Here is a 20,675-nt window from a genome sequence, read left to right as displayed (position 1 = left end):
AATAAGGAAGTGTTATATGAATGAGAAGTACCTCCTGCATGCTTTGATGAAGGGTCCGCTTCCCTCTTTGTTCTTTTGTATCGGGGATCCTGTGGTTGGGAATCCTACGCAACATATGGTGGAACAGGCTTTCCAGGCAATGGGTTTGCCTTACCGCTATATTACGTGTACTGTCGATAAAAAAGAACTGGCAAGTGCTATGTGGGGCTTGCGGTCTCTTGCGTTTTCCGGTGGCAATGTAACTGCGCCCCACAAACAAGTTGTGTTGGAGTTCCTGGACCACCTCAGTGAGGCTGCTATCCTCAGTCATGCGGTAAACTGCATTACCCGCCAAAGCGACGGGACTTACAGTGGGGACAATACCGATGGTAAAGGATTTTTGTCTTCCCTTGAGAGGATGAGCGGTGAAGTGGCAGGCAAGAAAGTGGTAATTCTGGGTGCCGGGGGGGCTGCTTCTTCCATTGCTACCGAGCTGGTTTTGGCTAGGGCAGGGGAGGTGACTATCGTAAACAGGACGTCTGACCGTGCTGTTTCTCTGGTAAAACGGTTGGACAATGTTTCCCCTACAAGGCTTGCAATTGAGCAGTGGTTAGGTACCTATGTCATACCAAATGATGCTGATATTGTGGTGCAGGCTACCTCTGTCGGGCTATTTTCACCCGATAAATGCTTGGATGTCTCGTTTGAAAAAACAAAAAAGCAACTTATTGCCTGTGATGTTGTATTCAATCCGGTGGAAACGTTGTTTCTCAAGAGAGCGCGACAACGTGATTGTCTTTGCATCGACGGGCTTGGCATGCTTGTTGACCAGGGGGCCATTGCCATTGATATGTGGACAGGAGTACAGGCAAACAAGGCCGTGATGAGAAAGGCTTTGCAGGAGGCCTTTGCGATCTGATGACAAATAGAGGGAAGTGGAGTACTATCGGCGATTATGAATTATTACTGTGTTGCTTGTAGAACTGGGGGGGAGGCAAAGGTCAGAGCCCACCTCAACAAATTCTTCACCCGCGAGTTGGGGGACCTTAACGATGTGAGGGTCTTTTTCCCTATGCGCAAGATGTTCGAGCGGCGCAAAGGGAAACAGATGGTCACCGACCAGCCTATTCTTCCCGGGTATCTGATGCTGTCTTCTGCACAGTCGCTTGATTTGATGATGATCGATGTGGAACGAATCCCCGGTTCCTATGGGTTCTTGCGTAACATTGACAAGTCGATCTGCCTGAAGGCTTCGGACATGGAGTATGCTGCCTGGATCATGGGGAACAACGGGGTTATCAAACCGTCGAAGGTTATTTTCAATGAAGGGGAGCCGATCAAGGTAACCGAAGGGCCTCTGATGAATTTACACGGTAACATTGTTCGCATTGACCACCGTGGTTCAAGGGTTCTGGTTGAGTTCGATTTTGCCGGGGTGGTCAGAAGGGTGAGTATGCCGGTTGAGTTCATTGGTTCTGACAAATAATGAACACCTTGGGTGTGTGTCATAAGTCTTTAATGCATAGGTTCATAGCTAGTAATTATAGCTTATAGCATATTATTATGGGTGTTGGAGGGGCTGTTTTGCATGTTTTTATTGTTTACACAGAATAAAAAGAATGCTATTCTTCTGTTGCTACTGTGATAAGGGTACATCATCATAATAGTAGTTCCATATCATAGTTATATATTTTAGTTATAGTCTTTTCTGCTGTAGGTTCGTCCTGGCAAGGAAGCGTAGAAAGTTACCTGTATACCCAGTATATCTGGGTTGGGGAAGTTGTATCCAAATTCCAAGAAACAGAGGTTCTGAACGATGAGAAAACGCAGGATGCGGCAAGTTTCGCTTATGGCGATCGACGCCTTTTTGCTGGTCTTTTGTGGGTTTCTCTCTTCGTGGATAGTATTGCATGCTATGCCGGAATTGCTGTACAGGGTTGTCCTGGCCAATGGTGTGTCAGTACTTTTGCTGCTCTTTGTTGTCCGGTTCTACAAGATCCGGGTCAGTGAGAGTTCGCTTGACCTGCTCAGCCGTGGGCTTTTGGGTTTTGTCCCGGTGTTCGTCCTCGGCATTCTGTTAGTTGCCCTCCTCGATTCCTTTTCCTCAATTTGGATTCCGTTCCTCATTGTGATGGACTGGTCCTCTTTTCTGTGCATCATGGGTATCAGGGTGGTTTACCGGAGTTTTCTCAACCGAAAGAATATTATCCATGCCAATGGTTTGCCAAAGGCTGTCGTATATGGGGCCGGGGAGCTCGGCTCGACAATCGTGCGCCAGTTCCAGAAGGGGAACATTCCCTTCCATATCGTAGGGTTCGTCGACGACGACCCTGCAATTCTTGGAACCTACATCGTGGGGACAAGGGTACTCGGGACCACCGAGGCCTTGGGCGAGGTGTTGGTTGAGACCCAGGCAAAGGTCTTGATCATTGCCATATCCAATATTGACCAGGAACATATGTTCAAGGCCGTGGACGCTGCCAAGGAACATGGTTGCGACGTGAAGGTCATTCCAAGCCTGTTCGAGGTTCAGCAGGGGGCCAAGGAGCTCGATCTGCGTAACCTCGACTATCCAGACCTTTTGGGCCGTCCCCTTACCTTCATAGACAAGAAGCCGATTGCCGATATGGTGAAGGGCAAGCGGGTACTGGTAACAGGCTCGGGCGGAAGCATTGGCAGCGAGATCTGCCGCCAGCTCCTTACCTATGAACCTGCGCAGCTGGTTCTGCTCGATATCGATGAGACTGAACTGCATGACCTCTCACTGAGGCTGCACAACTACCAGAAAGAATGGAGTGATTTGATCGTCCCTGTTGTCTGCGACATCAAGAACGCTAGGAAGATCAACCAGATATATGAGAAGTTCCAGCCGCAGCTGGTCTTCCACGCTGCTGCCTACAAGCATGTTCCTTTACAGGAGCTCTATCCCGAGGAAGCCATCACCACCAACATCGGCGGTTCCTACAATGTGCTCAAGGGCGCAGTCGACCACAAGGTCGAGCGGGTAGTGGTTATTTCCACCGACAAGGCAGTGAACCCGACCAACGTCATGGGGGCCACCAAGCGCGTGGTCGAGATGCTGGCGAGCATGCTGACCAATGAAGAGACCGAAATGGTCTGTGTCCGCTTTGGCAACGTCCTGGGAAGCCGCGGGAGCATGCTCCCCCTCTTCATGGACCAGATCAAGGCCGGCGTACCGATAACAGTGACCCATAAGGATATCATTAGGTACTTCATGGCCATCCCCGAGGCCGTAGGCCTCGTCTTCAAAGCCGCCTCGATGGCCAAGGGCGGGGAGGTTATGGTCCTGGACATGGGTCAACCGGTAAGGATCTATGACTTTGCCCAGAAACTGGTCAAGTACTATGGCGACGGAAGAAGCCAGGTGATTATCACGGGCCTACGACCCGGTGAGAAGCTCTACGAGGAGCTTCTGGCCAACAAGGACGAGACCATCCCCACAGAAGACAAGCTGGTCTTCAAGGCGAAGCTCGAGAACCATGTCTTGAAACCCGAGATGTTCCAGCCTATCTATGACACGCTCAACACGGCAACCACCGAAGGTCTATTACAAGAACTCCAGCAACTGGTTCCCGAGTTCAAGTACCAACACAGTACGTTTGTGCTGTAAGAAGAGAACCCAAGAAAGTGAACAAAAGAAAGCAAGAAAAGAACAGGTAAAGAATTTAGGAAGTAAGAAATCAGAATCCGTGATTTTTGAAATCCTGTATAGTATTTGTTTACAGGGTCTTGATTGGCAACGGTAGCAGCATACGATGTAGTACCTGATGAAAACCTGTGTTGCTACCCTTGCCAATCCCTAACCCAATGCAGTGAGTATGATTCAACTTTCCTAGGTTGGGAAGTTATATAAGAAATCCTAAACAAAGCAAGAAAACAGAAACATGAAATAAAAGAAGATGCGAGAATAGAGAAGAATTTAGAATAAAGAAGAATAAATAGTGAAAAATAAGAAAAGACTATGCAGTAAGACTGCAAATGTCTTTTCTTATCCTCCTGATGCTTCTCTCATCATTGGTAGTGCCGTATGTGCATACCACACTACCAAGGCGTTTCGTGTAAAGGCTATGCTACCGGAAAAGAACTCATGGGGTATTTTCTCTGGATAGGTTTCGAAGAAGTCCTTGAAATCTGAGGGATTGAAGCCGAATAATGAAGCGGCTTCATACACCGTAAGATATTGAAACCTGTCATATTTCAACCGATACGGCAGTTCCCCACTCAGATAGGGTGAACTGCTTGTTTCTTGTATTATCAGGTTGATTTGTTTTCTTGTTAGATAGCGCATGCTGTTTCTTCTTCCCCCTGCCACTGAGCTGCACATTGAAGAAACTCACTGATGCTGATTCCATATGCCTTGCAATAGATTTCAAGGGTATCCAAAGTAGGATAGCTCTGGTACCGGGGACTTTCCCGAAAGCTGATTGAGCTGACTTGGAATTTCGTGAGAACAGAAAGCTGAGACTGGGAAAGATGCTTCTCCAGGCGAATTGATCGAAGGGTACTGGTTATCGCTGTTGGGCTAATTCCTTGTACCACTGTGTGTGTGTGTGTGTGTGTGTGTGTGACCTCTCCCCTCATTGCCTCTGTTTCTGCACAGGCTAGGAAATCGACAGCATCGATACAGAACGCGTTGCAAAGAATGAACAGCGTATCGAGATGGGGATCCCAGGAGCAATCCTGGCAGACAGAGCGAAGCCAACGTTCTGAGAAGCCAGTTGCCAAAGACAGATCTGAAACGGTTTTGTGTTGTTCCTTCAGGAACAACCTAAGAGCCAATTGATAATTCACGAGTAATACCTCCAAAACTAAGATTCAAAGAAAGAAGATGGGGAAGAGGAGGGATTGCTTCAGAGGATTTATGAATTTCACGAATAATTTAAATTTTTTGTATTGGAGATAAAATTATGATTTCTTTTTCTCCTCCCGATATTACCCAAGCCGAAATAGATGAAGTTGTTGATACCTTAAAATCTGGGTGGATTACCACTGGTCCAAAAACAAAACTACTTGAAAAGCAACTTGCCCAATTCTGTCATACAAGCAAAGTATGTTGTTTGAATTCTGCAACAGCTGCCTTGGAATTGGCTTTGTATCTCTTAGGAGTTGGTCCTGGCGATGAAGTTATTACCTGTGCTTATACGTATACTGCTTCCTGTAGCGCGATTATACATGTGGGAGCTACTCCTGTCCTTGTTGATGTTGCACCAGGTTCTTTCCACCTTGATTATGATCAGGTAGCAAAGAAAATTACTACAAATACAAAAGCCATCATTCCCATTGATATCGGTGGAGTGATGTGTGACTATGATCAACTTTTCTCAATACTTGAAGAAAAAAAGAGTTTTTATAAACCTTCCAATGAAATACAGGGAGCTTTTGATAGAGTCATTGTTATCGGTGATGCTGCCCATGCCTTGGGAGCTTCCTATAATGGCCAAGTTGCTGGTTCTGTTGCTGACTTTACTGCTTTTTCTTTCCATGCGGTAAAGAATTTTACCACCGCAGAAGGTGGTGCGTTGACTTGGAAAGATCGTGATGGCCTTGATAATGAATTCATGTATCATGAACTGCAATTGTTATCGCTGCATGGGCAAAGCAAAGACGCACTGGCAAAGACTACACTAGGTTCCTGGGAATATGACATTGTATATCCTGCCTATAAATGCAACATGACCGATATCATGGCATCAATTGGTATTGTCCAGTTGAAGCGGTATCCTCAATTGTTGGCAAGACGCAGGGAAATAATTGATATGTATGAGGCTGCATTCAAAGATTTACCAGTATCAGTAATGAACCATTTCACCGAAACTGATCAATCGAGTGGTCATCTGTACCTGCTAAGGTTAGATGGATATTCAGAGCAGCAAAGGAATGCCTTTATTATCAAGATGGCCGAAGTTGGAATAGCAACAAACGTGCATTACAAACCACTGCCTATGCATACTGCCTATAAAAAACTGGGTTTTGATATGAAAGATTTTCCAAATGCTTATAGCCAGTACGAAAATGAAGTTACTTTGCCATTGCATACCTCTTTAAGTAATGAAGATGTTAGGTTTATTATCAGCAATGTAATTGACTGCTTGAAAAAAGGATTTTATGTATAGATTTTTTTTAAAAAGAATGTTTGATCTTATTCTTTCTCTGATTGGTTTACCTTTTTTTATAGTGCTTTATATTTTTATTGCTCCTGCGATTTGGGTTGAAGATAGAGGTCCTGTGTTCTATAGTGCGTACCGTCTTGGGAAGAATGGTACAAAATTTAGGATGTACAAATTTCGTTCTATGAAAGTAAATGCCCCAGACATAAGAAATTTTGATGGATCAACTTTTAATTCAGATACAGATTTCAGATTAACTAAGGTTGGAAAAGTATTAAGAAAAACTAGTATAGATGAAATTCCTCAAATACTTAATGTCCTGCGAGGGGAAATGAGTTTAATAGGACCACGTCCCAATTTACCATATGCAACAAATCAGTATATTGGAATCGATAGCGAAAGGTTTAGGGTGCGACCGGGAATTACAGGTTATAGTCAAGCCTATTTTAGAAATTCAATTTCACAAGAAGAAAAGTTTAAGAAAGATGCCTATTATGCTGACAATATATCTTTTATTTTTGATGTGAGAATAATATTTAGAACAGCCGTTTCTGTGTTGAAATCAGAAAATATTAACTTAAACAAATAGATTGTTATGTTAGGTAGGATTTATGACAAAATTAGCAGTAATTGGGGCGGGAGTTGCTTCCATACCTTTCCTAAAAAAAGCACGAGAAAAAAACGTATATACTATTTGTGTTGGAGAATATAGTAATTCAATAGGAAGAGATTTTTGCGACGAATTTCTTGATATTTCAATATTTGACGTTGAAGAAGTAGTAAAAGAATTGAAGGCAATGTCCCCAGATGGAATCGTTGCATCTTCTGAAAGTACTACCGAAGTGACTGCAATAATCGCTAATTCTTTACAACTACCAGGAAATAGTATTAAGAAAGGGTTTGGATGTAAAAATAAGTATGTGATGAGACAGCGTGTTAAGCCACTTTTATGCGTAAAACAACCTCAATTTGCACTATACGAAAATGGGAAACAATATGAATTCCCAATTATTGTGAAGGCAATTGATTCTTGTGGAAAAAAGGGCATCAGCATTGCACAAGATGAAGATGATTTAAATAGAGCAATTCAATATGCGATGAAATATTCTACAGATGGAAATGTTCTAATAGAGGAATATATTGAAGGGGGCCAAGAGTATTCTATAGAATGTCTAGTTGATAATGGAAAGTGTTTTGTGATTCAGTTGACAGAAAAAGAAACCTCAGGACCGCCTCATTTTGTTGAGCTTGGGCATCACCAACCAGCAATTATGAATGATGAATTAAGAAAGAGAGTAGAAATTGCATCAAATGAAATATTGTATGCTTTAGGCTTAACTTCTGGTATGGCACATCTTGAGCTGAAAATTGTGGATAGTGTTATTTATTTCATTGAAGTTGGTGCTAGAGCCGGTGGTGACAGAATTGCTGATACTTTGGTCGGGTTAAGTACAGATTTTGACTATTATAGCGCAGCAATTGATATAGCACTTAGACAGTTTCATTATACTGCGCCTACCAATATAGCTCATTCAGGTATCTATTTCTTGTGCAAACAAACAGAATGGTTGGTTCCTCTTTTTAGGAATGCAAAAGGGAAGAATTGGTGCATCGAATGTGAGGTAGCTGATTATAAACTTTCAGAAATGCTTGGGAATACTGATTCTTCAATTTCTGGCTATTTAATTTATCAAGCAAACCATAGAATTTGTCTAGAGGATAATGATTTTGCAAATAATTAGAATCAATGAATTGGATAATGCATTTGATTTGTTGTATCAGCACAATAGAGAAATTGGTAGAGTCATCTCCGAAGATGATCTTGTAAAAGGAATTAATAAATTTTTGCATCTTGGTGATGTGATTGGTGTAGTGGAAAATAATCGAGTTTTAGCTATGCTAAATCTATATTGCAACAATTTTAAGACAAAAGAAGCTTATATTGGCAATGTGTTTGTTCTACCCGATTATCGGAGACGAGGTATTTCTCATGAAATGTTATTAACCGCAATTAATATATGCCGAAGCCGACATTTTTCGACCATTAAACTACATGTTTCACCTGATAATTATAGAGCGATAAAGTTGTATACAAATTTTGGGTTTCAATTTAGTGGAAAAGTAAAACAAATTGATGGAATTTATGACAAAGAAATGATTCTAGGATTATGAGTTAAATGAAAACAATAATGATACTTGGTGGAAGTATACTTCAATTACCAGCAATTGAAAAGGCAAAGCAAATGGGCTTGGAAACTGTTGTAGTGGATATGAACCCAGATGCAATAGGCTTTACAATAGCAGATGTTTGTGAAGTTATAAGTACAATTGATATTCCAAAAGTTGTTGAATCCGCAAAAAGAAACCAAATTGATGGCATTATGACCCTTGCCAGTGACATGCCGATGAAAACAGTTGCTGCGGTTGCAAAGGAAATGGGATTGATTGGTATTTCAGAAGATTCCGCATTAAAAGCCACAAATAAAGCAGAGATGCGTAAATGTCTTAAAGAAAATAATGTCCCAATACCACGATATTGTAGGGTTAGTGATCTTGATCAATATTATGAAATCATTACTACCTTCCAGTCTTGTATTGTAAAACCGGCAGATAATTCAGGGAGTCGTGGAGTCTATTTGATACAAGACACTAGTAATGCAATTTCAGTGGATGAAGCTTATCATCATAGTAAAGAGTTCTCAAGAAGTGGTGATATTGTTGTCGAAGAATATATGCAAGGGCCAGAAGTGAGTGTTGAGACAATAAGTCTTGACGGAGAAGTCCATATCATTCAGATTACAGATAAAATGACAACTGGAGCTCCTTTCTTTGTTGAAATGGGGCATTCTCAACCTACACATTTAGATAAAGAAATTCAAATTGATATTAAAGATGTTGCTATAAAGGCTGTGAAAGCCCTTGGAATTAAGAACGGCCCTTCTCATACTGAAATTATTGTTACACGAGATGGAGCAAAGATTGTTGAGTTGGGTGCACGCCTTGGAGGGGATTGTATAACAACCCATTTGGTTCCTCTATCAAATGGGGTTGATATGGTAGAGTGCTGTATTAAGATTGCTTTAGGAGAAGTTCCCGATATATTAGTAAAATGGAATAAAGGTGCTGCAATTAGATATTTTAATTCCCATTCAGGAGTGATTCAAAACATTACAGGAATTGAAGAAGCAAAAAGAGTTCCAGGTGTTTTTGTTATTGATTTTGTAAAGAAGGTAGGAGAATCAATAAAAAATATACAATCAAGTACAGATAGGGTTGGCTTTGTAATATCTGAGAGTGCAACTGCTGATCAAGCTATTTTGAGTTGTGAGTGTGCAATGAAACAAATTTTTCTTGATTTAAAAGTGGTCAGCTAATGAAAATTTTGAGACCGACTGCGTATTATGAGCCAGAACAATTTTCTAGTTCTCATTTAGATAGGGATCTTGAAGAAGCCTTTATTCAAGCTGGATTTGAATCTATAATAGTTACGCCTACTCCCACAAGAGGGATTATAAAAAAGGTTAGAAATACTTACAAGAAGAAAAAATATGAACAGAAATTTGATGGGAAAGTTGTGATATTTCGAGTTCCAATTTTCAAAGAAGGAAGAAATCCAGTATGTCGGGCATGGAGATATTTTTTATCCAGTTTGAAGATATATCGAAAATGTATTCAACAGCAAAATATTGATATTATTCTTGTTGGAAGTACTCCTCCCACACAAGGTGTCTTGGCAGCTAAAATTGCAAAAAAATTGAAGGTTCCTTTTATATATAATCTTCAGGATATATTTCCAGATTCATTAGTAAATGCAAAGATGGCTAAGAAAGGTTCTTTGGTTTGGAAAATTGGTAGAACTATTGAAAACTACTCTTATAAGCAGGCCGAAAAAATAATTGTTATTTCGGAAGAATTTAAAAAAAATATTATAAACAAAGGGGTGCCTGAAGAAAAGATTGAACTCATCTATAATTGGGTTGATACAAAACAAGTTTTTCCTGTAACTCGTTCTCAGAATCCTCTGTTTGACAGATATGGTCTTAGTCGAGAACATTTTTATGTTACTTATTGCGGTAACATTGGGCATACTCAGAATCTTGACCTGCTACTATCGGTTGCAAAAATGTGTGATAGCGAGCCCTTAATTAGTTTTATCCTTTTTGGGGAAGGTTCTTATACAGAGGAATTCGATAGGAAAATAAAAACAGATAATTGTAATAATGTTTTGAGGTTTCCTTTTCAACCATATGAAGATATTGCTAATGTATTTAGTTTAGGAGATGTTGGTTTGATAATATCAAAGCCACATATTTCTCAAAACTCTGTTCCCAGCAAGACTTGGAGTATTATGGCTGCTGCCCGCCCTGTTCTAGCGTCCTTTGATTTAGGTAGTACTTTAGATAAAGTTATTACTGAAAATGAATGTGGGGTAGTTGTGGAAGCTGATAATCCTGATTTGTTATATTCTGCAATTCTCGAATTGTTTTATTCTCGGAACAACTTAAGTCAAATGGGGCTGAACGGAAGAAAGTTTGTGATGAAGGAATTGGATAAAGATTTATGTGTTTCAAAATATATAGAAGTTATCAAATCAGTTTCTTCAAAAAGGTGAGAGTTAAAATAGGCTAAGAATGAAGCCTTTTTTCTATACATGGAATTGTATAGGTAAGGCTTGTTTGTTTTTTTATACAAATTAAGATATTCAAATATTTGTAGCGAAAAGGTTTGGCATTTGATCTCCTGTAGATATTTTATGATGACGAAAGGTGGGTGCATGAGAAAAGCAATAATTACTGGTATCACCGGCCAAGATGGTTCATATCTGGCTGAGTTCCTCATTGAAAAGGGATATGAAGTTCATGGAATAATACGTCGGAGTTCTTCGTTTAATACTTCTCGGATTGAACATCTATATATCGAAGAACTTTTGAAAGATATGCACAGTGAGAGAAAGATCCATCTTCATTATGGAGATATGACTGATTCAACAAATTTGATCCGCCTTATTCGTGAAATCAAACCTGATGAAATTTATAATCTGGCTGCAATGTCTCATGTAAAAGTTTCCTTTGAAGTACCTGAATACACGGCAGATGCTGATGGTCTTGGAACACTTCGACTGCTTGAGGCTGTTCGGTTTCTTGGGTATGAAAAAACAACAAGGATTTATCAGGCCTCAACATCAGAATTGTTTGGCAAGGTTCAAGAAATCCCACAAACAGAAAACACCCCGTTTTATCCACGTAGTCCCTATGGAGTAGCTAAGCTCTATGGGTATTGGATAACCCGTAATTACCGTGAAGCATATGGCATGTTTGCAGTAAACGGCATTCTGTTTAACCATGAATCAGAGCGAAGGGGAGAAACCTTTGTAACGCGAAAAATTACTCTTGCGGTAGCTAGAATTATGAAGGGAACCCAGGAGAAATTGTATTTAGGGAATCTTAGTGCACAGCGAGATTGGGGATATGCAAAAGACTATGTACAGTGTATGTGGCTTATGCTCCAGCATGAAGTACCTGAAGATTTTGTAATCGCCACTGGTGAAATGCATACTGTTCGGGAATTTGTTACACTTGCTTTCAAGGAAGCTGGACTTGAGTTGCGATGGGAAGGTATTGGCAAAGAAGAAAAAGGTATTTGCCAGAAAACAGGAAAGGTGGTTGTTGAAGTAGACCCACGCTACTATAGACCGACAGAAGTAGAACAGTTGCTAGGAGATCCCACCAAAGCAAGAAATTTGCTTGGATGGAACCCAAGGCAGACCTCTTTTGAAAAATTGGTTTCACTTATGGTCGCTCATGATATTGATTTGGTCAAACATGAAGAGCGTATACGACGGGAGTATGACTAATATGGAGAAACAGGAAAAAATCTATGTGGCAGGACATAGAGGGATGGTCGGATCTGCAATTGTGAGGAATCTTGAAGCAAAAGGCTTCCAAAATATAGTGAGCCGTACGAGCAAAGAGCTGGATCTTCGCAGACAAATGGAAGTGGAGGATTTTTTCAAAGAAGAGAAACCCGATTATGTTTTCCTAGCAGCTGCCAAAGTTGGTGGTATCATGGCCAACAGCACGTATCCTGCTGATTTCATGTACGACAACATGATCATGGAAATGAACGTTATCCATAGTGCCTTCGAGAACAAAGTAAAAAAACTTATGTTTCTTGGCTCCTCTTGTATTTATCCTCGTCTGGCTCTTCAACCTATGAAGGAAAGCTGTCTGCTTACTAGTTCCTTGGAGCAGACGAACGAAGCGTATGCGCTTGCTAAAATTTCAGGGCTCAAGTATTGTGAATATCTGAACAGGCAGCATGGCACAGATTATATCAGTGCTATGCCAACCAACCTCTATGGTCCGAATGATAATTACCATCCACAAAATTCCCATGTGCTTCCCGCATTCATCAAAAGATTCCACGAGGCAAAGATGGAAAATGCCTCGAGTGTTACCATCTGGGGAACTGGAAAGCCTTTAAGGGAATTCCTGTACGTCGACGACCTTGCCGATGCTTGTGTGTTCCTCATGCAGAACTATAGCGGGAGCGAGACAGTGAACCTGGGAACAGGCAAGGAACTCGCCATTGCCGAATTGGCGGAATTGGTTAAAGAAGTTGTAGGCTATTCAGGCAAGATTGAATTTGATACATCAAAGCCGGATGGGACTCCTAGAAAACTGTTGGATGTGACAAAACTCAACGCTCTTGGTTGGCGGTACAAGACAGAACTGGAAGAAGGAATCAGAATGGCCTATGAGGATTTTCTTGAAAGAGATTTTAGAAAAGACCGTTGATTAGTGAATGGACACGGTAATGTCGTTACATTTAAAACCCTGGTTGCCACTATAAAACTAAGTGGTATTGGTTCCTTGAATATCTAGCTCGAATAAAGTAGGCAAACTTCTTCATTCCAGAGATTGGAAAGACTTTATTGAAATCTCTATAAAACATATTGCTTACCTCGATTACCCTTCCTTGAGAGTAAGCATCTTTTCATCATTACTTACTGAATAACCGTTATTGTCCTATCTTTTTGTTGGAAGATAGGTATAGCCAAGGCAAATTTTCCGTTAAAGAAAAAGAATCAAGCTGGTCAAGCAAAGTTTCGAGTTCGTCAAGAGAGGGCAACCGGTAGGCATTTTCGCAAATTCGATAGGAATCCCCAGAACCCCACTTTACTGTTAGTTGAGACTGTAAGATATTCTAAAATGGCAGCCGGAGACAGGAACGCGGATAATAAAATGGTATCGGTAACCAAGCATTCTCCCCACTGCTGGCAATTGTCCCTTTCAGGAGAGAATTACCGTTGCTAGTGTCGAGAACAATTTTAAGGGTAAGGACGTTTTTGCTTCTCACCCCAATAATGTTTTTCCATTGTAAGGTATGATATTTTCTCAATGAAGAAGATCCTTGATATTCATATCCATCAACCATCTTGCCGATTTAGTTTCTTTTGTGTTCGTTCCGGCCCTTCTCTGTATTCCAGAATGCCATGTTCTCATATACTTACGTTACACCGTTGATTACTTGGCTATCCCTCGTTGCTATAGCCAACCCTTTATAGATGTAATTTTTATCTTTTTTTCTATATGGCAATACTCTGATAGGATATTCAGGCAGGTATTTTAATATTCTTTATATCCTAGATATAAAGTTTCGTGACTTCAAGATAGATGAGGGTGTTATGATTTCCATCAAATACCTTTTGGTAAAAACTAACTTTTATCTTTACCGTTTGATAATTAGATACTCTTCAGAAAAAGGAAAAAACACTTGAAAAAGATAGCTATTTTAAGCGCAGTTAATATCAAGCATATGTCACTGATTTCTTTGTATACTGATTTACTTAAAACATGTGGTATAGAATACGATATTATATATATGGATAAATACAATGAGGATGAGGAATTTGAGTGTAGAAAGAAGTATCGTTATGTAAACGTTGTAAAGCCTGGTTGGCCTCGAATAATTAAGGAAATCAAGTATATGATGTTCCTTCCATATGCAACGAGGATATTGAATAAGAATAAGTATGATTTTGTGATTGTTTGGAACGATGTTGCCATTTTTATATTTGCTTGGTACCTCAGTCGAAAATATAAGGGAAAATATTGCCTAAATGTTCGCGATGACATGGGTTATACAAAGCCTAGTCGTCAGAAACGTTACGACGCGGTTTTTAGAAATGCAGCGTTCATTACCATTTCGTCCAAGGGTTTTTTAGATTTTTTACCTACTGGAATAGATTATATACCAGTGCATAGCCTGAACCTTTCTGTTCTTGCAGAAATACAGCGTCATAACGGAATACGTCAGCCTGATGAGCCCATACGTATCGGTTTTATCGGGTATGTGCGTTATTTTGAGCGAAATCAGAAGCTTCTTGATGTGTTTGCTAATGATTCGCGGTTTGAACTGCACTATTACGGCACCCATGCAAATGTATTGAAGGACTACTCGGAAGTAAATGGTATCAAAAATACCATATTCCATGATTCTTTCCCTGTAGGTGATACGGCAAAATACCTGGGAAAGATCGATATCATCAACAATCTTTACGGTAATGATACGATCAATGTACGCTTGGCTATTTCCATTAAGTTCTTCCATGCATTATATGCTAGGATTCCTATCCTGGTTTCTCCTGATACTTATGTGGGCGAGATTGCCAAAGGACTAGGATTTGGCTTTGAAGTAAGCGACTGTTGTATTGATATAAATATGAAGAACAACTTATATAAATGGTATCATCAGCTTTCATTCAACAAACTTGAAAAGAGAAGTGCCGATTATTTGGCGCAAATTTCTGTGGAGAATGATAAATTCAGTGAGATTGCGATGAAAAATTTTTGTGATTGAAGGGAGGATAATCTGAGTTGTCAATTACAATTGTATTATCTTCAGCAATCGCATTTATTATTTATCTTCTGAACATCAACAATGTTTGCTCATCTTATCAAGCGATCACTATCCTGCCGTTGATTTATGCGCAGTTTGCCATTATAATATATCGCAAGTTGCGCTGGTCTAGTAGCACTGCGAAAATTACAATTTATATTTTTCTTGCGATTCAATGGTTAAGGTTTGTAGTATTGCCGGCTATCGGCAGTGTTTCTGGCTACTTCTCTGATTTGGGGCCCTATGTCAGTAATAAATCTGCATTGGTTGCTGTTTGGCTTTTAATTGCAGAATTAGTAATTTCTTCGCTTTTTTGTTTTATCATTCTTCAGTTTAGTAGAAAACGGAAAGGAGAAATCGAAAAACAGTCAATTAAAATCAAGGGTGTACCGGCAATTTATATTGTTTTTATTTTTACTTCAATTATTCTGTTTTTCCTTACTGGGGCAGATGCGTTCACTTTTATTGCTCTTAAACCGGCAACGTCATTGCGTCTTGCAGGGGAAATAGGCGATAATCCCATTATTAGTGCAATCATTTCATTCGGTCTTATGTTCCTGGTAATTCTGATATTCTATAAATCATATATCTGTTATCAGAAAACAGCACAGAAGAAATATGTGTACTTTGCTTTATTTTGTGCACTTATTAGGCTTTGCCTGATATCTTCGGAAGGCAGATTGTCTCAAGTATATCTTGTTTATGTTTTCATATGGATACTACCAAGATTATTCCCACGGTACCGGAAGGAAATTATTCGAAATGTTTTAGTCATTGCCTGTATAGTCATCGGTTTGTTGACAATTTATAAAGTTTTCTATGTTTTTAGTTATGATTCGTATCTATCAGCGATAAAAAATAACAATTTTGATTTATATTTGCTATCCAATCAGATAGACTCCTATTTCTATTCTGTGAAGACGGTTGCAAGAAATCTTGAGTTTGCCATGATTTCCAATGTATCCTTCTTTACAATAATTTTTGATTTTTTAAGAAATACTTTTGGATTGCATTACTTTTTTAAGAACACCGGTTATACGACCAGCGAACTTTATAATTTGTATATTTATTCAGGTACGAAAACTTCTGGATATCTGTTTTCAGTAGTGGCGTACGGGTATCTATATTTAGGGCCCCTTCTTGCACCGCTGTTCACTTGTTTCAACATGGCTGTTGCTGCATGGGTTGAAAGAAAAATCGTTTATGTGAAATATCTGGAAGTTCAGTACATTATGTGCATCATCTATGCCCGACTTTCTTTTGCAATGTTTGCTAGTTTTGCTTTCAACTGGAATATTATTTCGAGAACCCTTGTGATTTGTTGGGTTATTATTACATTTGCTTCTTTTCCGAATAGGGTTAAACAAAATCAGAACTTGTATATTTGCCTGTAATAATCCTAGTTTAGCATCGATCGCAAATGGTGTCTTTTTGATTCAAAACTACTGTATCTGGTGTTAATTAGGTTTTAACAGTAAGCGTCCATTGGCCAATTTTTACTAGAGAACACCCCCTGAATATATAGGCTTCGGTCCTTGTCGGGTCTGGTTTCCCTGAGTCCCTGGTGTTTCTCATCTTCATGAGGGATTCGCTGTCGACGTTCCGGGAAATCAAATGGTTGTTGGATGAGCAATACCCGAAGGCCAAGAAAGCGGTGCTTGTGAACGACAATCTCAACACTCATGGAATTTCATTCTTATATGAGACATCCCCCCTTCGCAAGAGGCATTTTCTCTGGCTTTGCGGCTGGAAATCCACTATACGCCGAAGCATGGGAGCTGGTTTGATATTGCGGAGTGCGAGCTTTCCTCCCTTTCAAACCAATCCCTTGAAAATCGCAGAATCGACAACCTCGGTATTTGTCAACGTAGTTTTCGCCATTTTTTATAAACAATTTCAGCAAACTGCCTTTTCTGCCGGACGGTAGAATGCCGTTACCGCTGGGAGTGCATAGGTTCTGGTTTTTCCCTTTCTCCAGCGTTCCGGATGAGCGGCTTTTGCCTCTATGATTGTCTTGTTTCGTTCGGAATACAACTGTTGGGCCTCGCCCTTCCTTACCTGTATAGGGGTAACGTAGGACAGGCCTGAGTGTAGATGGCAACTGTTGTACCAAGCGACGAAATCGGCGTACCAGATCCTTGCGGTGGAAATCGTAGAAAATTGCTTTGGGTAACCCACCGAGTATTTGAGTGTCCTGTGCCAGGATTCGATGAATGCGTTGTCATTGCTGCAGCGGGGCCTCGAATAGCTCCGGCTGATGAACAGCGAATCAAGGAATACAGCCAGTGTCATGCCCCGCATCGGGTGGCCGTTATCGCCGTTTTGTTGAATTCAACAAAACGGCGATTTCAACGATAAATTAGTTTTGCCGAGACCTGTCAGTAATCTTTCTGTTGCCTAGAATTAACACTAGGGATTCGGCAAAATCTTTTCACGCCAATATCTGAAATGACTACATACTGTATTCATCCAAAGGAGAATATTGTATGGAACAATTGTCAGCAGTTTTGAAAGTTCTGCAGGACTATGACCAAACCCGCTATCTTAACAAAGCCACCTTGCGATTATATGAACTTTGCTATCTAAGGGTAGAGAAGGAGTTGCAACAACCGCTTGAAGAAGGAATGGGGTTGCTCGAAGCTGTCAGATACCAGGCAAATGAACTCATCAGGCAGGGAAAAACCAGTATAATTGCTTATCCTACCTATTCTCGCATGCTATGTTATCTGGAAACAGGAACAATTCACGATGAGTATCTCCGATATAACGTTACCAAGACAGTCCTTATCCAGGATACCTTCAAGCCTGTGCTGAAACAATACCTGGCATACCTGCAATCTGAAGGGAAGTCAGTCTTTACTATTGACAGCTACAGGAACGTAGCAACCCAGTTTCTCAATCATCTGGGTGCAAATGATATTCATAACATCGCAGAAATCAATGGATCCTTGGTCATTTCTTTCTTTGAGGTGTTGAGAGGCACATGGGTATCGACTAATATTCGTGTTGCAGCCTCTGCCATGCGAAAGTTTTTCTGGTATTTGGGCTATGAGGGTGCAATATTTCAAGCAATACCAACCAATTGTCCCCGGCATACTCCCATCATCCCCATGCTTGAAATAGAGGAGGATGCAGCCATCTCCAGCTACATTTGCAATGGGAATGGCTCCTGGAAGGATAGGACAATTCTTTCATTGACCTACTATCTCGGTGTCAGGGCCAATGATATCATAAACTTGAAACTGGAAAATATAGACTGGATCAAAGGGACCTTGTCATTAGTTCAGTCAAAGACCCGGAACCTGTTGGTTCTCCCTCTCTTGCCTGTCATAGGCAACTGTATGCAGAAATATCTACTGGAGGAGCGACCTAGAAGCAATATTCGTTATGTATTTTTATCATATCGTGAACCCTATCATAAACTTGGAGGGCATTCTGCCATATATGCAATTATCCGGAGGGTTTTTGCTGAACTTGGGATTCGGGATTCCAAGCGGAAAGGATCACATCTGCTGAGACATCATGCAGCATCGAAACAGCTGCAGAATTGGGTACCTTTGGGAACCATCAGCAACATGCTTGGTCATAAGGATATGGATTCGACCACTATCTATACCACCGTCGAATATGAGAAGATCAGGCCGTGTTGCCTTGCCCCTTACTACAAGGGGGCAACGGTATGAGCTATATCAGCAGCCTGGCTTCAAGGATAGAAAGATTTGATGAACATTATATGTACTCCCACAAGTCTGGCTCCTTGCTGTTCTATACAAAGATGTTCGACACATATTGGGATTCACACCAGTATCCTCCATTGCTTACCAAGGAGAGGCTCTCCGGGTGGATATGCAGGTTGGATGAGGAGTCCGTCCAGCGCCAGGTCTGTAGGATCCTGCTGGTACGCTATCTGGGAAGATACCTACAATCAATCGGGGAAAGCGACCAATACGTCCTTCCCTACGGCATTTGCCCAAAAGTCCCTGATTATGTTCCCTATTTCTTTGCTGAGGATGAGCTAAGAAAACTCTTCTCTGACGAGGTCATGGGTTCCCTCCACCCGGTTTCCCAAGCGATGAGCAGACAGTATGTGCTTCCACAACTGTTCTCAACCATCCATTGCTGCGGGCTCAGGCCTGGAGAAGCTAGGAAACTTCTGGTCGGGGATGTAGATCTGGAACATGGATGGCTCGACATCAAGGGGACAAAGACCTATAGGGACAGGAGATTGCCAATTGGAGAGATGTTGCTGTTGGAATTGAAGCAATATGACCTCATCATGCAGAAACGCTTGCCAGAAAGAAAATATTTCTTTCCTACAAAAGCTAATGACAGTTACAAATGTTCCTCCCTTTCAATTGCATTCAGTCACATCCTAAGGGATGCAGGCATAGGGCAATCCTCCAATGGGAACAATGCCAGGTTGTATGACCTGAGGCATCATTTTGTATTCAGGAACATCAACACATGGATTGAGGATGGAAAGGATGTGTATGCCCTGCTGCCTTACCTCAGGCTGTATCTTGGACATTCTTGCATTGAAAATACCGAGTATTATCTGCATTGGGTACCTGAATTCTTTCCAGTCTTCGAGCGTCTGTATGGAAAGCTTGGGGACAACCTGCCGGAGGTGAGCCATGGCTAAGACTAAAAAGGCTGACCTGTGGCGTCTTGTAACGGATTACTTTGACGTCTACCTGAAGGATGTCAGAAGAATGAGCAAAGGGACGATTGAGACCTACCGGTATGGGTTGTACTCCTTTGTCTCCTACATGAGTAAGCACCGAAATGTTGAGGCCTCGCTTCTTTCCTTGGATCATTTCACCAGGGATAATGTCAAGGAGTTCATAGCACACCTGCATTTGGTAGATGAGCTTGCGGACTCTACATGTAACCTCAGGCTCTCAATCCTGAAAAGTTTTCTCCGCTATTGTGCAGATGAGTATGTACCCCTGTATGCCACCTACCAATCAATCAGGACCATGCCCAAAGCCAGGGAAGAGCAAAAGCCTGTGGAATACCTTTCAGAGAAGGCTCTCAAAGTTTTGCTCTTGGCTCCAGACCCCAATACAAGGCTGGGAAGAAGAGATTGTATGATTATGATCTTCATGTATGATACCGGATGCCGGGTACAGGAGTTGGTTGATGTGCAGTTTGGATCTCTCCATCTGGAAGCCTCTCCATGCTATGTAGTGCTTACGGGAAAGGGGAACAAGACCAGGCTGATACCGTTGATGGAGAAGACGGTAGCCCATCTCAATGCCTACATCCACATGTTTCATCCTACAAGGATCCCAAGAGGCCGTTGTTTTATGCTAGGAAGCGAAATGGGCCTTCGAAGTTGTCTACAGATGCCATTGCCGTATTGCTCAAGAAGCATGGGGAAGAGGCAAGCAAAACTTGCATCGAGGTTCTTTCTGGCATACACCCTCATCTGATGAGGTCGACCCGTGCCATGCACCTGTACCTGAACGGGATGCCGTTGGAGAATGTGGCCAAATTCCTCGGTCATGCTGATTCTTCCAGCATATCGCATTATGCCACAGCCAATCTTGCCATGATCACCGCGGCAGTGGAGAAAGCGAATCCTAACGTGGTAGGAACAAGTAAGGACTGGGAAGACCCCCAAATTCTCAAGCGGCTAATGGGATTATAGATAAATGATTTTGC

The 20,675-nt window shown here is 41.2% G+C and carries 21 protein-coding genes; 17 read left to right on the top strand and 4 right to left on the bottom strand.

What is annotated here, in order from left to right; translation table 11 throughout:
- Positions 1–16: 16 nt before the first annotated feature.
- The 3 genes from aroE (at position 17) to SPIGRAPES_RS08295 (ending at position 3,610) form a co-directional block, all read left to right on the top strand.
- Positions 17–898, top strand: a complete 882-nt coding sequence (aroE, locus tag SPIGRAPES_RS08305; protein WP_014270316.1) for a shikimate dehydrogenase — start codon at positions 17–19, stop codon at positions 896–898.
- 36 nt (positions 899–934) lie between these two features.
- Entirely contained in the window at positions 935–1,465 is a 531-nt protein-coding gene (gene nusG, locus SPIGRAPES_RS08300; protein ID WP_014270315.1) for a transcription termination/antitermination protein NusG, read from the top strand.
- Positions 1,466–1,795: 330 nt separating this feature from the next.
- Positions 1,796–3,610: a nucleoside-diphosphate sugar epimerase/dehydratase gene (locus SPIGRAPES_RS08295; protein ID WP_014270314.1), complete on the top strand. Its 1,815-nt coding sequence runs from the start codon at positions 1,796–1,798 to the stop codon at positions 3,608–3,610.
- Positions 3,611–3,988: 378 nt separating this feature from the next.
- Here the strand turns inward: SPIGRAPES_RS08295 and SPIGRAPES_RS08290 are convergent, their stop codons facing one another.
- Positions 3,989–4,288, bottom strand: a complete 300-nt coding sequence (locus tag SPIGRAPES_RS08290; protein WP_041384539.1) for a hypothetical protein — start codon at positions 4,286–4,288, stop codon at positions 3,989–3,991.
- Positions 4,276–4,791, bottom strand: coding sequence for a helix-turn-helix domain-containing protein (locus SPIGRAPES_RS08285; RefSeq protein WP_014270312.1), 516 nt, complete (start codon positions 4,789–4,791; stop codon positions 4,276–4,278). Before SPIGRAPES_RS08285 ends, SPIGRAPES_RS08290 begins: the two co-directional genes overlap by 13 nt.
- A 116-nt stretch (positions 4,792–4,907) precedes the next feature.
- Between SPIGRAPES_RS08285 and SPIGRAPES_RS08280 the strand changes: the two genes are divergently transcribed.
- The 10 genes from SPIGRAPES_RS08280 (at position 4,908) to SPIGRAPES_RS08235 (ending at position 16,402) form a co-directional block, all read left to right on the top strand.
- On the top strand, positions 4,908–6,113 hold the full coding sequence (locus SPIGRAPES_RS08280; protein ID WP_014270311.1) for a DegT/DnrJ/EryC1/StrS family aminotransferase: 1,206 nt from the start codon (positions 4,908–4,910) through the stop codon (positions 6,111–6,113).
- Positions 6,106–6,696 carry a sugar transferase gene (locus tag SPIGRAPES_RS08275; protein WP_014270310.1) on the top strand — a complete coding sequence of 197 codons (591 nt, stop codon included), beginning with the start codon at positions 6,106–6,108 and terminating at the stop codon, positions 6,694–6,696. Before SPIGRAPES_RS08280 ends, SPIGRAPES_RS08275 begins: the two co-directional genes overlap by 8 nt.
- 22 nt (positions 6,697–6,718) lie before the next feature.
- Entirely contained in the window at positions 6,719–7,849 is a 1,131-nt protein-coding gene (locus SPIGRAPES_RS08270) for an ATP-grasp domain-containing protein (RefSeq protein WP_014270309.1), read from the top strand.
- On the top strand, positions 7,830–8,279 hold the full coding sequence (locus SPIGRAPES_RS16580) for a GNAT family N-acetyltransferase (protein WP_014270308.1): 450 nt from the start codon (positions 7,830–7,832) through the stop codon (positions 8,277–8,279). The genes SPIGRAPES_RS08270 and SPIGRAPES_RS16580 overlap by 20 nt, the downstream gene beginning before the upstream one ends.
- Before the next feature lie 5 nt (positions 8,280–8,284).
- A complete protein-coding gene (locus tag SPIGRAPES_RS08260; RefSeq protein ID WP_014270307.1) occupies positions 8,285–9,481 on the top strand; it encodes an ATP-grasp domain-containing protein in 1,197 nt (398 codons plus the stop codon).
- Positions 9,481–10,719 (top strand): glycosyltransferase family 4 protein, encoded by a 1,239-nt coding sequence (locus SPIGRAPES_RS08255; protein WP_014270306.1) that lies wholly within the window; start codon positions 9,481–9,483, stop codon positions 10,717–10,719. Before SPIGRAPES_RS08260 ends, SPIGRAPES_RS08255 begins: the two co-directional genes overlap by 1 nt.
- A gap of 162 nt (positions 10,720–10,881) precedes the next feature.
- On the top strand, positions 10,882–11,961 hold the full coding sequence (gene gmd, locus SPIGRAPES_RS08250) for a GDP-mannose 4,6-dehydratase (protein ID WP_014270305.1): 1,080 nt from the start codon (positions 10,882–10,884) through the stop codon (positions 11,959–11,961).
- A 1-nt stretch (position 11,962) separates the two neighbouring features.
- Complete coding sequence (fcl, locus tag SPIGRAPES_RS08245; RefSeq protein WP_014270304.1) at positions 11,963–12,904, top strand: GDP-L-fucose synthase; 942 nt, start codon at positions 11,963–11,965, stop codon at positions 12,902–12,904.
- Positions 12,905–13,883: 979 nt separating this feature from the next.
- A complete protein-coding gene (locus SPIGRAPES_RS08240) occupies positions 13,884–14,969 on the top strand; it encodes a glycosyltransferase family protein (RefSeq protein ID WP_014270303.1) in 1,086 nt (361 codons plus the stop codon).
- Positions 14,970–14,986: 17 nt separating this feature from the next.
- Complete coding sequence (locus SPIGRAPES_RS08235; protein WP_014270302.1) at positions 14,987–16,402, top strand: oligosaccharide repeat unit polymerase; 1,416 nt, start codon at positions 14,987–14,989, stop codon at positions 16,400–16,402.
- A gap of 67 nt (positions 16,403–16,469) precedes the next feature.
- Here the strand turns inward: SPIGRAPES_RS08235 and SPIGRAPES_RS08230 are convergent, their stop codons facing one another.
- A complete protein-coding gene (locus SPIGRAPES_RS08230; RefSeq protein WP_155816688.1) occupies positions 16,470–16,679 on the bottom strand; it encodes a hypothetical protein in 210 nt (69 codons plus the stop codon).
- A 225-nt stretch (positions 16,680–16,904) separates the two neighbouring features.
- The gene (locus tag SPIGRAPES_RS08225; RefSeq protein ID WP_081468751.1) at positions 16,905–17,309 is read right to left on the bottom strand and encodes an integrase core domain-containing protein; all 405 of its coding nucleotides are present in this window, start codon (positions 17,307–17,309) and stop codon (positions 16,905–16,907) included.
- Between the two features lie 185 nt (positions 17,310–17,494).
- Here SPIGRAPES_RS08225 and SPIGRAPES_RS16575 point away from each other — a divergent pair, with 185 nt between their 5' ends.
- Genes SPIGRAPES_RS16575 through SPIGRAPES_RS17440 form a run of 4 tightly spaced genes read left to right on the top strand, consistent with a single transcriptional unit; the run spans position 17,495 to position 20,661 of the window.
- Positions 17,495–18,691 carry a tyrosine-type recombinase/integrase gene (locus SPIGRAPES_RS16575; protein WP_014269778.1) on the top strand — a complete coding sequence of 399 codons (1,197 nt, stop codon included), beginning with the start codon at positions 17,495–17,497 and terminating at the stop codon, positions 18,689–18,691.
- Positions 18,688–19,650: a tyrosine-type recombinase/integrase gene (locus SPIGRAPES_RS16570; protein WP_014269777.1), complete on the top strand. Its 963-nt coding sequence runs from the start codon at positions 18,688–18,690 to the stop codon at positions 19,648–19,650. The genes SPIGRAPES_RS16575 and SPIGRAPES_RS16570 overlap by 4 nt, the downstream gene beginning before the upstream one ends.
- Positions 19,643–20,443, top strand: coding sequence for a site-specific integrase (locus SPIGRAPES_RS08210; RefSeq protein WP_041384532.1), 801 nt, complete (start codon positions 19,643–19,645; stop codon positions 20,441–20,443). Before SPIGRAPES_RS16570 ends, SPIGRAPES_RS08210 begins: the two co-directional genes overlap by 8 nt.
- A complete protein-coding gene (locus tag SPIGRAPES_RS17440) occupies positions 20,347–20,661 on the top strand; it encodes a tyrosine-type recombinase/integrase (RefSeq protein WP_281047880.1) in 315 nt (104 codons plus the stop codon). Before SPIGRAPES_RS08210 ends, SPIGRAPES_RS17440 begins: the two co-directional genes overlap by 97 nt.
- The last annotated feature ends 14 nt before the right edge of the window (positions 20,662–20,675 follow it).

The sequence above is a fragment of the Sphaerochaeta pleomorpha str. Grapes genome, from assembly GCF_000236685.1.
GTDB classification, from domain to species: Bacteria; Spirochaetota; Spirochaetia; order Sphaerochaetales; family Sphaerochaetaceae; genus Sphaerochaeta; species Sphaerochaeta pleomorpha.
The sequence above is the reverse complement of the archived record's forward strand: the minus strand, read 5'-3'. Positions and strand labels throughout refer to the sequence as shown.